Below are 13,046 nucleotides of genomic sequence, written 5' to 3'. Positions count from 1 at the left end.
GATGAACATCTTGGTTGTTGATGACAGCAAGGCGATGCGCATGATCGTGCGCCGGACCCTGCGTCAGATCGGTTACGGCAGTGAGAATGTGTTGGAAGCTTCAACAGGTCATGAAGCTCTCGAGATGGTCAAAGGCAGTGTTCCAGACCTGATGCTCTGCGATTGGAATATGCCGGGCATGTCCGGAATCGAGCTCCTGCGCAGCATTCGCGAACTAGGCAGGTACTTGCCGTTCGTCTTCGTCACCACGGAATGCACGAACGAAATGAGGCTCGAAGCCGCGGATGCCGGCGCAGACTACCTGATCAGCAAGCCGTTCACCGCGGAACACTTCCAGATTGCCCTGAATACGGTGCTCAAGCCATGAGTGCGCTACCCAAACTCCCGGATGTGACTGTAATTGGGACTCTTTTGTCCGGTATTCTGGGCAGGAAGGTCGTGGTCGCCAAGGCGCCACCCCTTGACCTCGGACCCAAAGTGGCGAAAGTCTTCGGCGTCTACCGCGAGGCCGCCACCGGCCGTATCTGTCTCTGTGTCGTCGACCTCGTGTTCGCCGCCAACGCCGCCGGCGCCATGCTGGTCTTCCCGCCCTATGCCGTCGCCACTGCGATCCGGGCCGGGAAGCTGGACAACGACCTCATGGAGACGATCAGGGAAATCCTGAACATCTGTTCGCGCTGCTTCCACGACGAGGCCCGCGTGGTGCTCGCGGAAGTGTGTAGTGACCTTAATTCCGTACCCGCCGATGTCCTTCAGATGATGAAGGCTCCGCTTCTCCGTTTCGACGTTTCGGCGGACATTACCGGGTACGCAGCGGGGCGCCTGACTCTGATGTTGGGCAAACCAGTCCAAGGATAGGGGGGGATCCGATGATGGAAGACCAGGAAGTGATTCGCGAGTTTCTCATTGAGAGCAACGAGAATCTGGCAAGGCTCGACAACGAGATCGTCGAGTTGGAGCGCAGGCCTAAGGATGTGGAGCTGCTCGGCAGCATTTTTCGCACGTTTCACACAATCAAAGGGACGTGCAGCTTCCTCGGGTTCGCACATCTGGAAACCGTAACGCATGCGGCCGAAAGCCTCCTGAGCAAACTGCGCGCCGGCGAACTCGATGCCAATGGCCACATCATCTCGCTCATCCTGGAAGTCATTGACGCCGTACGGGCCATCCTGACGGCCATCGAGGTCACCGGCGAAGAAAACGACTGTCTCTATTCCGACCTGACTGAAAGACTCAAGAAGGTCTACCAGCAGCAGGAGCCGTCCCAGAACGGAGCGAAAGCACCGGTTGCCGTGGCAGCACCGCCGCCGCCCCTTCCTCAGCAGAAAGCACCCGAGGCAGCTCCGGCCAGCGCCGAGGCCATGCCGGCAGCACCCCCGTCCTACGCGGACAGTGCGCCGGAGCAGATGGAGCCTGCCGCCACCACCGATCAGCAGGAGCACTCCTCGTCCGTGGCCGACTCCGCCATCCGCGTCGATGTCGTCCTGCTCGACAAGCTCATGAATCTCGTGGGCGAACTGGTGCTCGCCCGGAACCAGGTTCTGCAATACAACACGCAGAACGACGACGCGTCCCTGAATTCGACCTCCCAGCGGCTGAACCTGATCACGACCGAGTTGCAGGAAGGCGTCATGAAGACCCGCATGCAACCCATCGGCGTGGTCTGGAACAAACTCCCGCGTGTCGTCCGCGACATCGCCTATTCCCTCGGCAAGCAGATCCGGCTGGAGATGGACGGAACCTCCACTGAGCTGGACAAGACCATCATCGAGGCGATCAAGGATCCTCTCACCCATCTGGTGCGGAACTGCTGCGACCACGGAGTGGAGTCACCCGCCGTACGCGTGGCCGCCGGCAAGAAACCGGCCGGAGTCGTCTTCCTGCGCGCCTATCACGAAGGCGGGCACGTCAATATCGAAATCAGCGACGACGGCGCCGGCATCGACCTGGACCGCCTGAAGCAGAAAGCCGTCGAGCGCGGCATCCTGCGTCTGGAGCAGATGGACAGGATCAGCGATCGCGAAGCGATGAACCTGATCTTCCATCCCGGCTTCTCCACGGCGGAGCAGGTCACCAAGGTCTCCGGCCGCGGCGTCGGCATGGACGTCGTCCGTTCCAATATTGAGAAGATCGGCGGCCTGGTCGATGTCACCAGCCGCGTGGGCTTCGGCACCACCGTCCGCCTGAAGATCCCGCTCACCCTGGCCATCATCCCGGGGCTTGTCATCACCAGCGGCGGCGAACGCTTTGTGATTCCGCAGGTCAACCTGCTCGAACTGATCCGGCTGGAGGGCGATGCCGGCGGCAAGCAGATCGAAAGAATCCACGGAACGATGGTGTACCGGCGGCGCGAGCAACTGCTGCCCATCGCCTATCTCAACGAGGTGCTCCAACTGCGTGCTCCGGAGAACCCCGAGGCGGTCAACATCGTCGTGCTCCAGGCGGAAGACCGTCAGTTCGGCCTGGTGGTGGACGGCATCAGCGACACGCAGGAAATCGTAGTGAAGCCGCTGAGCAAACAGCTCAAGGGGCTCACCGCCTACGCCGGAGCCACCATCATGGGCGACGGCAAAGTCGTCCTCATCCTGGATGTCGTCGGCATCGGCCAGCGGTCCGGCGTGCTCACCGGTTCCGCCGAACAGAATCACGGCGAATCCCAGAAGAGCCAGGCGGCCGCCGATTCCCAGTTGAAGCGGCTCGTCCTGTTCAAAGCCGGCTCGCTGGAGCGCATCGCCGTACCCCTTACTCTCGTCGCCAGGCTGGAAGAGTTCCGCGCCTCGGCCCTCGAGAATACGGGCGGCCACAAGGTCATCCAATATCGCGACTCCATTCTGCCGCTGGTCTCGCTGGCCTCCATCCTGGAGCCCGGCATGCCCGACGACTCGCTTTCCCGCGATCCCGTGCAAGCCATCGTCTTCACCGATAGGGACCGCAGTGTCGGCGTCGTCGTCGACCAGATCATCGACATCGTCGAGGACTCGGCCGTGATTCAGCATCGCGCCGGCCGCATGGGCCTGTTGGGCTCGGCCGTCGTCGGCAACAACGTCACCGACTTCCTGGACCTGCACGCGATTCTGGAGTTGACCTGCTCCGACTGGTTCGAGGAGAGCAAGCCCTCCGCCAGCATGCCGATCGTCCTGCTCGCCGACGGTTCAGCCTTCTCCCGCACGCTGTTGCGGTCCGACCTCGAGTCGGCCGGCTATCGCGTGGTCGAGGCCGAAAACGAGCACGACGTGCTGCGCACCCTGGATCAACGCCGCATCGACGTGATTGTGGCCTCCATGGACCTGCCTCCCTCCGGCGGACGCTCGCTCCTGCAGGCCGTACGCGAGAAGCCCGGGCTGGAAACACTGCCCTTCCTTTCCCTCACCCCGGGCGAACCGCCCGCCGGCGGCAATGGAAACTGCGGCTTCGAGGAGTGCCTGAAGAAGTTCGACAGCCCCTCGATGGTGCGGTCCGTGGCCCGGCTCGCGGCGGCACTGAATGAACTGGAAGAGGTTGGGCCCGGAGTGAGGAGGTAGATCCATGCACGAAACAGCATCGAATTCATCCGCGGGCACGCTCACCCGAACACAGTTCGCAACCTTCTTTGTCGACAGCCTGTTCTTCGGCATTGACGTGCTGAATGTGCAGGAGGTGCTGCGCCACCAGGAATTGACCTGCGTGCCGCTGGCCCCCGGAGTCGTCAAGGGGTTGATCAACCTGCGCGGCCAGATCGTGACGGCGGTGGACATGCGCGGGCGCCTGGGACTGCCCTCGCGGGCCGATGAACAGACAGCCATGAACATGGTGGTGCGCGTCCAGGAAGGCGCGGTCAGCCTGCTGGTCGACGAGATCGGCGACGTCCTGGAAGTGGAAGAGTCCGCCTATGAGAAACCGCCTGACAACCTGGCCCCCGAGGCCCGGGAGTTGATCCAGGGTGTGTTCAAACTCAAGGGCCGGCTTCTGCTGATCCTTGACACCGAGAAGACGGTGGAAATTGCATCCGGCCCCGTGGCCGTGATGGGTCCGCACAAACGGAGTTCTGAGGCGCTGACATAGCCGGTGCCCCTGATTTGGAGAATCAGTTCGAGGTCGCAAGCCACGAAGTAGGAGTGGAGGAGAGCGGTAATGGAACGAGCATTTGACGATAGTAGAAGTCTCGGCAACCAGTTTGGAGGCCAAACGGGTTCCGCGGTACTAACCAGGCCGGAAGCGGCGGCCACCGACGCAGCGAAGCGAGTGTTCTTTGATAACTTTCCGCTTCCGCTGGTCATGGCGGACAAATACCACACGATCCAGATCATCAATCAGGAAGCGGCCCGGCTGGGCGGACGGAGAGTGGATGAGTGCGCTGGCCTAAAGGTCTGGGATCTATTCGATATTCCCGCCTGCCGCCAGGGCACCTGCTCCGCTTCAAACGCGATGAGAACCCGCCAGCCGGCGACCACCATCGCCTGCGCCCAGGTGAGAGGCAGGGCCCTCCATCTGAAGGTGCATTCAGTCCCGTGGTTCGACGAGTCGGGTGAAGTCGTCGGCGTTTGCCAGATCTTCGACCCGTCGGCCGAGGAAGATTTCGTGGTGCACGAGGAGGTAGCCCGGGTGGCCGCTGCCCAGCAGCGCTCGGAGCTCTCCACCCGCCTGGACACGAACCTGGCTGGAGCGACCGAAGTCGCCCGCCTTCGCATCGAAGGCGTCAATGCCATTCTCGACGCCATTGCCCAGCCGCTCTTCCGCTTCATCAAGGAGATGAAGCACATGTCGGAAGAGCACATTAAGGGCGACATCGACGTGGCGATCCCGGAAGATCAGTTCGCGGGTGCCTACCTGGAAATGGCCCGCGGCGTCAACGAAATGGTCGGCGGCCACATCGCCGTCAAGAAGAAGGCCATGGCGTGTATCGCCGAATTCGGCAAGGGCAACTTTGAGGCGTCCCTGGAGCGCTTCCCCGGCAAAAAGGCGTTCATCAACGAGACCATTGAGGAAGTTCGCCGCAACCTCCAACGGCTGATGGTGGATGTCGACAAGCTCGCCGACGCCGGCGCCAACCTGCGGCTGGATGTCCGCGCCGATGCCAGCGTGCATCGCGGCGACTTCCGCAAAATTGTCACCGGGTTCAACTCGACGCTCGACGCCATCGTCACTCCGCTGAACCTCCTCATCGCGGATTCGCTCGCACTGGCCGAAGCCGCGGTTCAGGGACATCTGAGCAAACGCGCCGACGTGGACAAGCACAAAGGCGATTTCCGGAAAGTAGCGCAGGGCTTCAACCAGACGCTCGACGCGGTGATCGAACCGCTCAACGAAGCTTCGGCCGTGCTGGCCCGCATCGCCCAGAACGACCTCACCGCCCGTGTCGAAGGCGCCTATCGCGGCGACTACGCCCGCCTGAAGGACGACATCAACCGCATGGCGCAGGACCTGCACCAGAACATGCGCAGCTTCTCGCAGAGCACGCAGACCGTGGCGTCCTCGTCGGAAGAACTCACCGCCGTCAGCCACCAGATGGCCGGCAACGCCGAGGAGACCGCAACCCAGGCCGAGATCGTCGCCGGAGCCAGCGGCGAAGTGTCGCGCAGCGTCAGCGCCGTGGCCGCCGGAGCCGAGCAGATGCAGGCTTCCATCCGCGAGATCGCCAAGAACGCCAACGAGGCCGCGCGCGTCGCCAAAAACGCCGTGAACGTGGCACAGTCGACAAACGACACCGTCAACCGCCTGGGCGGCTCCAGCCAGGAGATCGGCAAGGTAATTAAGGTAATCACCTCCATAGCTCAGCAAACCAACCTGCTGGCTTTGAACGCGACCATCGAGGCGGCCCGCGCCGGAGAAGCCGGCAAGGGTTTCGCGGTTGTCGCCAACGAGGTGAAGGAACTGGCCAAGCAGACCGCCAAGGCCACGGAAGAAATCGGCGGCAAGATCGATGCCATCCAGACCAGCACCAGGGATGCCGTCAAGGCCATCGGCGTGATCAGCGAGATCATCAACCAGGTCAACGACATCTCCAACAGCATCGCCTCCGCCGTGGAAGAGCAGACCGTCACGACCAATGAGATCGGCCGCAGCGTCGGAGTCGCCGCCAGCGGAACCGAATCCATCGCCAGCAACATCTCCGGGGTCGCCAATGCGGCCAAGAGCACCACGAAGGGCGCCACGGAGACCCAGCGCGCGGCGGCGGAACTCAGCCGCATGGCGGCGCAGTTGCAGTCCATCGTCGGTAAGTACCGGCTGTAATCCGGCCGGCGCCAACCCAAATCCCGGGTGTACGCCCGGTGTTCCGAACAGAGAAGTGAAGACAGTGAACGTCGAAGCAGTAACAGCAGTACGGCACGATCGCTGGCGGGGGCTGAAGGGCGCCTGGTTCCCCTTTCGGGGCGCCCTCGCCGCCGGCAGCGAGTCACGGCGGGTCAACCGCCTGTTCCTGGCGCTTCGGCAGGGAGCGGGGTACTGACCATGGCGTTCACTTTCTTCTTTCGCGATCTGCACGTGCTGAACCAGTTGGTCGAGCACAGCCTGCCCCGGATTGCCGGCCGCAGCCATCCCCGCATCTGGGATGCCGGCGCCGCGACCGGACAGGAGCCCTACACCCTCTCCATCCTGTTCGCTGAGAAGATGGGGCACTTCGCTTTCGGCAACCTGCGCATCGACGCCACCGACAGCGAGGCCACCGGCCAGTTTGCGCAGACGGTTCAGGCCGGGCTTTATCCCGAAGCCGAACTCGCCCGCCTGCCGGCAGGGATCCTTGAGAAATACTTTGAACCGGGCGGGGAACCCGGGCAGCTGCGTGCCGCGGAGAAGCTGCGCCGCCGCATCACCTTCCAGCACCACGACCTTCTGTCTTACCAGGAGATCGGCCAGGGCTACTCGGTGGTGCTCTGCAAAAACGTGCTGCTGCACTTCCAGCTCGCTGAGCGGATCGAAGTGCTGAAGATGTTTCACCGCGCGCTGGCGCCGGGTGGTCTCCTCGCCACTGAGCAGACCCAGGAGATGCCCGCCGAACTGGCGCCTCTCTTTGAGCGCGTGTCGCCGGATGGGCCCGTGTTCCAGAAGCGGGGAGGCTGCGCATGATCCGCCGGTCTGCCTCATGCCGCGCAGCACGGAAACGTGATTCGAGTTTTGTGTGCAAAGGGCCCCGCGGAGGGCCCGGGCAATATGTTCAGCTCCAGGCGCTGCAGTACACCGCCACCGGAACCCCGGTGCGGCCCGGTGTCCCGGGGGCATTGCCGGCAACGGTGCCATGGTCCGATCGGATTTGGAGAGCTGGGCCTGCGTCATCGCCCCCAGATGGCGGAAGTAGCTGAGCGCGAGGTTCAGCGACGGCTGGCGCGGCCGGTGGGCGGCTGCGCGATTTGACAAGGACGGACGCGGGTGCGTCCGTGGAGAAAGTTTCGGTGGGTTAGGGAAGGTGTTCTATGAAATGGCTCAATGATAAACACGTTCGCACGAAGCTCATGATCAGCTTCGTGATCGTCGCGGCCATCGCAGGTCTTATCGGCTGGGTCGGTTACTCAGGCCTGAAAGAGATTGAAGCCCGCAGCGAAACAATTTACGCGGACCGGCTGGTCCCCATCCGCGACCTCGGGTACGCGAACGCGTCGTTCCTGCTGACCCGCACGGAACTCTGGCAGATGTTGGGGACAACCGACAAGGCCCAACGCCGTGAGCATGCCGCGGTCATCGAGACGGAAACTAAGAAAATCGAATCCTACCTGGAAGGCTATGCCAAGACGGTCCTGGTGCAGGAAGAGCAGGAAACGCTGCCCCTGATGCTGTCCAGCTACGCGACGTATGTCAAGTTGCGATCCCGGGTCATCGAGCACGCTCTCGCCGGTCAGGACGCCCAGGCCTGGGAGGTCCTCAAGGGACCGGTGCAGCCCGCGCAGATTGAGACCCGCAAGTTGCTGCGGAAGCTCATCGATATCAACGCCCAGATTGGAGAGAAAGAGCAGAAGGCGGCCACGGCCGCCGCATCCGCCGCCACGAAAAAGATGTTGGGGATCGTGATCCTAGGCATCGCGATTGCTCTCTTCCTGGGCTGGATCCTCTCTCGTGTCATCGGCACGCCCCTGATGGCCATGCAGCATGCAGCCGAGCAGCTCGCCGCGGGTGATGTCGATGTCCACATCGACTTGGACACCAATGACGAGATGGGCGCCTTGGCGCGGTCGTTCCGCACCATGGCCGCCGTGACGAAAGAGCGAGCCGAACTGGCTCAACAGATCGCCGCCGGCAACGTGTCGGTCGAGGTGACGGCCCGCTCAGATAAGGACTTGCTCGGCAAGAGCTTCATTCAGGTAGTGGACGCTCTCCGCCGGCTGATCGCCGAGGCCGACTCGCTGGCCAAGGCCGCCATCGCGGGCCAACTGGCCACACGCGGCAACGCGGAACAGTTCCAGGGTGGATACCGGCAAATCGTCGCCGGAGTGAACCAGACTCTTGATGCCGTGATCGGGCCGCTGAATGTCTCGGCCGAGTACATGGATCGCATCTCGAAGGGCGACATCCCGCCCAAGATCACCGACAGCTATAACGGCGACTTCAACGAGATCAAGAACAACCTCAATAACTGCATCGACAACATCAAGGCGTTGGTCAACGACGCCGGCATGTTGGTCGAGGCCGCCATCGACGGCCGTCTCGCCACCCGCGCCGATGCCTCCAGGCACCAGGGCGACTACCGCCGCATCGTCGAAGGTGTCAACCAGACTCTCGATGCCGTCATCGGGCCGCTCAACGTCGCTGCTGAATACGTGGACCGTATCTCGAAGGGCGACATGCCGCCCAAGATCACCGACAGCTATAACGGCGACTTCAACGAGATCAAGCTCAATCTCAACAACTGCATCGACAACATCAAGGCGCTGGTCAACGACGCCGGCATGCTGGTCGAGGCAGCCATCGACGGCCGTCTCGCCACCCGCGCCGATGCCTCCAGGCACCAGGGCGACTACCGCCGCGTGGTGCAGGGCGTCAACAAGACCCTCGATGCCGTCATCGGTCCGCTCAACGTCGCGGCCGAATATGTCGACCGCATCTCGAAGGGCGACATCCCGCCGAAGATTACCGACGACTACCGCGGCGACTTCAACGAGATCAAGCTCAACCTCAACAATTGCATCGACAACATCAAGGCTATGGTCGCCGATGCCGGCATGCTCGTGAAAGCGGCGGAGGATGGCAAGTTTGACACCCGCGCCGACGCAGGCAAACACCGCGGCGACTTCCGGAAGGTGGTCGAAGGTGTCAATGCAACACTCGATGTCGTCGTGGACAAGGTCAACTGGTATCAGGCCATCATCGACGCTGTGCCGTCGCCCATTCACGTCATCGACAAGAACATGAAGTGGGTCTTCCTCAACAAGGCGTTTGAAGTCCTGATGGTGCAGAACAACATCATCCGTAGCAGGGCGGACGCGCCGGGCATGCCTTGTTCCTCGGCCAGGGCCAACATCTGCAACACCGACAACTGCGGCCTCGTTCAGCTCTCCAAGGGTGTCGGCGAGACATACTTTGACTGGAACGGGCAGAAGTGCAAGCAGCAATCGTCCAGGCTGACCAACGGCAAGGGCGAGCATATCGGCTTCGTGGAAGTCGTCCAGGACCTCACCGGCATCGTCAAGGCCAAGGACTACACCAACACCGAAGTAGTTCGCGTGGCTTCCAACCTGGTGCAAATCGCCAAGGGCAACATGGAAGTGAACATGAAGCTGGCGGATGCGGACGAATTCACCGCGGAAGCCAAGGCCCAGTTCGCCAAGATCAACGACAGCCTCACCTTGATGGTCGATGCCATCCGGGCCGTGACGGACGACAGCACCAAACTGGTGACCGCCGCCGTGGCTGGCGAACTCAGCGTCCGCGCCGACGCCACCCGCCATCAGGGTGACTTCCGCAAGATCGTGGAAGGCGTCAACCAGACGCTGGATGCGATCATCGCCCCCATGCAGGAGTCCTCGGCCGTGCTGGCCAAGATCGCCCAAAGCGATCTCACCGCTCGCGTCCAGGGCAACTACCGCGGCGACCATGCGCGTCTCAAGGACGACATCGGCCGAATGGCCCAGGATCTGCACGACAGCATCCGCAGCTTCTCGCAGAATACCCAGAGCATGGCTTCCTCTGCCGAAGAGCTCACGGCGGTCAGCCATCAAATGGCCGGCAATGCCGAAGAGACCGCCACACAGGCCAACGTCGTGGCCAGCGCCAGCGACGAAGTCTCGCGCAACGTCACAGCGGTGGCAGCCGGAGCCGAGCAGATGCAGGCGTCCATCCGGGAAATCGCCAAGAACGCCAACGAAGCCGCCCGCGTGGCCCGCAACGCAGTCAGTGCGGCGCAGACAACCAATGAGACCGTCAACAAGCTGGGCGACTCCAGCCAGGAGATCGGCAAGGTGATCAAGGTCATCACCTCCATCGCTCAGCAGACCAACCTCCTGGCGCTCAACGCCACCATCGAGGCCGCCCGCGCCGGAGAAGCCGGCAAGGGCTTCGCGGTGGTCGCCAACGAGGTGAAGGAACTCGCCAAGCAGACTGCCAAGGCCACCGAGGAGATCGGCGGCAAGATCGAGGCAATCCAGACCGACACCAAGGAAGCCGTCAAGGCCATTGGTGACATCGGCGCCATCATCAACCAGATCAACGACATCTCGAACAGCATCGCCTCCGCCGTCGAGGAGCAGACAGTGACCACGAATGAGATTGGCCGTAGCGTGAACGAAGCCGCCAAGGGCACCAACGCCATCGCCAGCAACATCTCGGGGGTCGCCGAAGCTGCCAAGAGCACGACGAAGGGTGCCACCGAGACTCAGCGCGCCGCGGCGGAACTCAGCCGGATGGCGGCGCAGCTGCAAGGCGTGGTCAGCAAATACCGGTTCTAACACCGGGTGTGGAGGCTCGGCCGGCATCCCCAGCCGGGCCTCCGCCAAAGCACAGGAAGCTTAAGGAGAGGTGGCAACGTGAGCAAGGCCTTAATCGTGGATGATTCCCGGGCGATCCGAATGATCCTCGGACGTACTTTGGGACAGTTGGGCTACGACGTACAGGAAGCCGGCGACGGCAACCAGGCGTTGGCGATCCTGGATAGCCAGCCCAGCGACTTCAATTTGGCCCTGGTGGATTGGAACATGCCAGGCATGAACGGTATGGACCTTCTGCTGCGGCTCCGCGCGGACCGCCGCTACGACTCGCTGCCCATCGTCATGGTCACCACGGAAACCGAGATGGAGCACGTCGCCGCCGCCGTACAGGCCGGCGCGAACGAGTACGTGATGAAGCCCTTCACCACCGACGTGCTGCGCGACAAACTACGCCTGGCCGGAATACAGATGTAGGGGCATGATGTCGACGCTTTTACGCAAGACGCTACGTCCGGGACAGCAGATCCGGGTCCTGATCGTCGATGACTCCGTAGTCATCCGGCGGCTGGTCTCGCATGTGCTGGAAGAGGCGGCGGATATGGTGATCGTCGGCGTGGCCGCCAACGGCCGTGCCGCCATTGAGAAGGTGCAGGAAACCCAACCCGACGTCGTCACGCTCGATATCGAAATGCCGGAAATGAACGGCCTGGATGCGTTGCGTGTCATCCGCCGCCAGTATCCGCAGGTGCGCGTCGTGATGTTCAGCACCCTCACGGAGCGCGGCGGCGCCACCACTCTGGAGGCTCTCTCCCTGGGCGCCGACGACTATGTGGCGAAGGCCTCCAATGCCGGCGGTCTCGACCGCTCGCTGGCCAGCCTGCGCGATGAACTCATCCCCAAGATCCGGCAGTTTTTCGCCCCGGTGCCGCAGCCGGCCAGGCTGTTGCCTCCTCCTGTGGTAGCCCGGTCCTCTATCTCCGGCAGGCCGGACTCACCTGTCCGGCTCTCTTCGTCCACATCCAGCATCGTCGGCATCGGCGTCTCCACCGGCGGGCCTTCCGCCCTGGCTCAGGTTTTGGCAGCCATTCCCGCCGGATTCGGCGTCCCGATTCTCATCGTGCAGCACATGCCGCCGCTGTTTACACATCTGCTTTCCGAACGTCTCAACACGCTGTGTCCGCTCGAGGTTCGTGAGGCGTCCGACGGAGAGCCGCTCGACCAGCCCAAGGTTCTGATCGCACCCGGCAACTACCACATGCGCGTGGAAGCGCACCGCCAGGGAGCCATGATCCGGCTGGATCAGGAACCGCCTCTCAACTCCTGCCGCCCGTCCGTCGACGCGCTCTTTGAATCCATGGCCACGGTCTTCGGCGCCGGCGTGCTGGCTGTGATGCTCACCGGCATGGGCCAGGACGGCTTGAACGGATCTCGCGCGCTACGGTCCAAGGGGGCGTGTATCCTCGCTCAGGACGAGGCCACCAGCGTGGTCTGGGGCATGGCCGGGGCAGTGGTCAACGCCGGTCTCGCCAATGAGACTCTGCCGCTCGACTTCATCCCCAAGGCAATGGTTACCCATACCGCCCGTACCGGCCGCCCTTTGGCGGCCCAGAATCAGATTTCTCCATCGGAGGCCCCATGGCCACATTAACGTCCGCCCTGGGCAGCATAGATCCGGGCAACTACAACTTCCTCCAGGACGTCGTGTATCGCGGGTCCGGCATTGTCCTGGATCACGAGAAGCACTACCTGTTCGAGTCGCGCCTGTCTCCTGTCGCCCGCGCCCGCGGCTTGCAGTCGATCAATGACCTCTGTTCGCTCATCAGGGCAACCGGAGGAGACGAGGTCCGCAAACAGGTCATCGAGGCGATGACCACCAATGAGACCTACTTCTTCCGGGAACCCGGCCAGTACGACGCCATTACCCGCGTCCTGCTGCCGGAAGTGAAGGAGCTGCGCCACGCCACGCGCAAGTTGAACTGCTGGTCCGCGGCTTCATCCACCGGCCAGGAGGCCTACAGCCTCGCGCTACTCCTGATGGAGGAGGGCTTCGGCGGGTGGAATGTTCAGATTCTTGGCACCGACCTCACCTCCCACGTCGTCGAAAAAGCGCGTCAGGGCAAATACCTCCAGATTGAGGTCAACCGCGGTCTGCCCGTGTCCCTGCTGCTGAAATACTTCCGCCGTGTCGCACTGGACTGGCAACTCAACGACCAGATC

10 protein-coding genes (1 of these 10 only partly in view) are annotated in these 13,046 nt (G+C 62.7%); all 10 read left to right on the top strand.

The window, feature by feature from the left end:
* Nucleotide 1 precedes the first annotated feature (1 nt).
* Nucleotides 2-367 carry a response regulator gene (locus IRI77_RS19765; protein ID WP_194446749.1) on the top strand — a complete coding sequence of 122 codons (366 nt, stop codon included), beginning with the start codon at nucleotides 2-4 and terminating at the stop codon, nucleotides 365-367.
* Entirely contained in the window at nucleotides 364-858 is a 495-nt protein-coding gene (locus tag IRI77_RS19760; protein WP_194446748.1) for a hypothetical protein, read from the top strand. The genes IRI77_RS19765 and IRI77_RS19760 overlap by 4 nt, the downstream gene beginning before the upstream one ends.
* Before the next feature lie 11 nt (nucleotides 859-869).
* Nucleotides 870-3,521, top strand: coding sequence for a hybrid sensor histidine kinase/response regulator (locus tag IRI77_RS19755; protein WP_194446747.1), 2,652 nt, complete (start codon nucleotides 870-872; stop codon nucleotides 3,519-3,521).
* Nucleotides 3,522-3,525: 4 nt separating this feature from the next.
* On the top strand, nucleotides 3,526-4,041 hold the full coding sequence (locus IRI77_RS19750; protein WP_194446746.1) for a chemotaxis protein CheW: 516 nt from the start codon (nucleotides 3,526-3,528) through the stop codon (nucleotides 4,039-4,041).
* Between the two features lie 69 nt (nucleotides 4,042-4,110).
* A complete protein-coding gene (locus IRI77_RS19745) occupies nucleotides 4,111-6,210 on the top strand; it encodes a methyl-accepting chemotaxis protein (protein WP_194446745.1) in 2,100 nt (699 codons plus the stop codon).
* A 219-nt stretch (nucleotides 6,211-6,429) separates the two neighbouring features.
* On the top strand, nucleotides 6,430-7,044 hold the full coding sequence (locus IRI77_RS19740) for a CheR family methyltransferase (RefSeq protein ID WP_194446744.1): 615 nt from the start codon (nucleotides 6,430-6,432) through the stop codon (nucleotides 7,042-7,044).
* Nucleotides 7,045-7,388: 344 nt separating this feature from the next.
* On the top strand, nucleotides 7,389-10,850 hold the full coding sequence (locus IRI77_RS19735) for an MCP four helix bundle domain-containing protein (RefSeq protein WP_194446743.1): 3,462 nt from the start codon (nucleotides 7,389-7,391) through the stop codon (nucleotides 10,848-10,850).
* A 78-nt stretch (nucleotides 10,851-10,928) separates the two neighbouring features.
* A complete protein-coding gene (locus IRI77_RS19730; protein WP_194446742.1) occupies nucleotides 10,929-11,303 on the top strand; it encodes a response regulator in 375 nt (124 codons plus the stop codon).
* A gap of 4 nt (nucleotides 11,304-11,307) precedes the next feature.
* Complete coding sequence (locus tag IRI77_RS19725) at nucleotides 11,308-12,477, top strand: protein-glutamate methylesterase/protein-glutamine glutaminase (RefSeq protein ID WP_228486218.1); 1,170 nt, start codon at nucleotides 11,308-11,310, stop codon at nucleotides 12,475-12,477.
* Nucleotides 12,465-13,046: the 5' portion of a CheR family methyltransferase gene (locus IRI77_RS19720; protein WP_194446741.1), read on the top strand. Its footprint extends 255 nt past the window's final position; only the first 582 of its 837 coding nucleotides appear in the window; the start codon lies at nucleotides 12,465-12,467; its stop codon lies beyond the right edge, outside the window. Before IRI77_RS19725 ends, IRI77_RS19720 begins: the two co-directional genes overlap by 13 nt.

Origin of the sequence: Paludibaculum fermentans (assembly GCF_015277775.1) — a bacterium.
In the GTDB taxonomy this organism is placed as follows: domain Bacteria; phylum Acidobacteriota; class Terriglobia; order Bryobacterales; family Bryobacteraceae; genus Paludibaculum; species Paludibaculum fermentans.
Note: the sequence above shows the minus strand (reverse complement) of the source record. Positions and strands in the feature narration are given on the sequence as shown.

What these genes read in the sequence shown, in the direction of transcription:
- IRI77_RS19765 (WP_194446749.1), top strand. Translation starts at nt 2, where the DNA reads ATGAACATCTTGGTTGTTGATGACAGCAAGGCGATGCGCATGATCGTG.
- IRI77_RS19760 (WP_194446748.1), top strand. Translation starts at nt 364, where the DNA reads ATGAGTGCGCTACCCAAACTCCCGGATGTGACTGTAATTGGGACTCTT.
- IRI77_RS19755 (WP_194446747.1), top strand. Translation starts at nt 870, where the DNA reads ATGATGGAAGACCAGGAAGTGATTCGCGAGTTTCTCATTGAGAGCAAC.
- IRI77_RS19750 (WP_194446746.1), top strand. Translation starts at nt 3,526, where the DNA reads ATGCACGAAACAGCATCGAATTCATCCGCGGGCACGCTCACCCGAACA.
- IRI77_RS19745 (WP_194446745.1), top strand. Translation starts at nt 4,111, where the DNA reads ATGGAACGAGCATTTGACGATAGTAGAAGTCTCGGCAACCAGTTTGGA.
- IRI77_RS19740 (WP_194446744.1), top strand. Translation starts at nt 6,430, where the DNA reads ATGGCGTTCACTTTCTTCTTTCGCGATCTGCACGTGCTGAACCAGTTG.
- IRI77_RS19735 (WP_194446743.1), top strand. Translation starts at nt 7,389, where the DNA reads ATGAAATGGCTCAATGATAAACACGTTCGCACGAAGCTCATGATCAGC.
- IRI77_RS19725 (WP_228486218.1), top strand. Translation starts at nt 11,308, where the DNA reads ATGATGTCGACGCTTTTACGCAAGACGCTACGTCCGGGACAGCAGATC.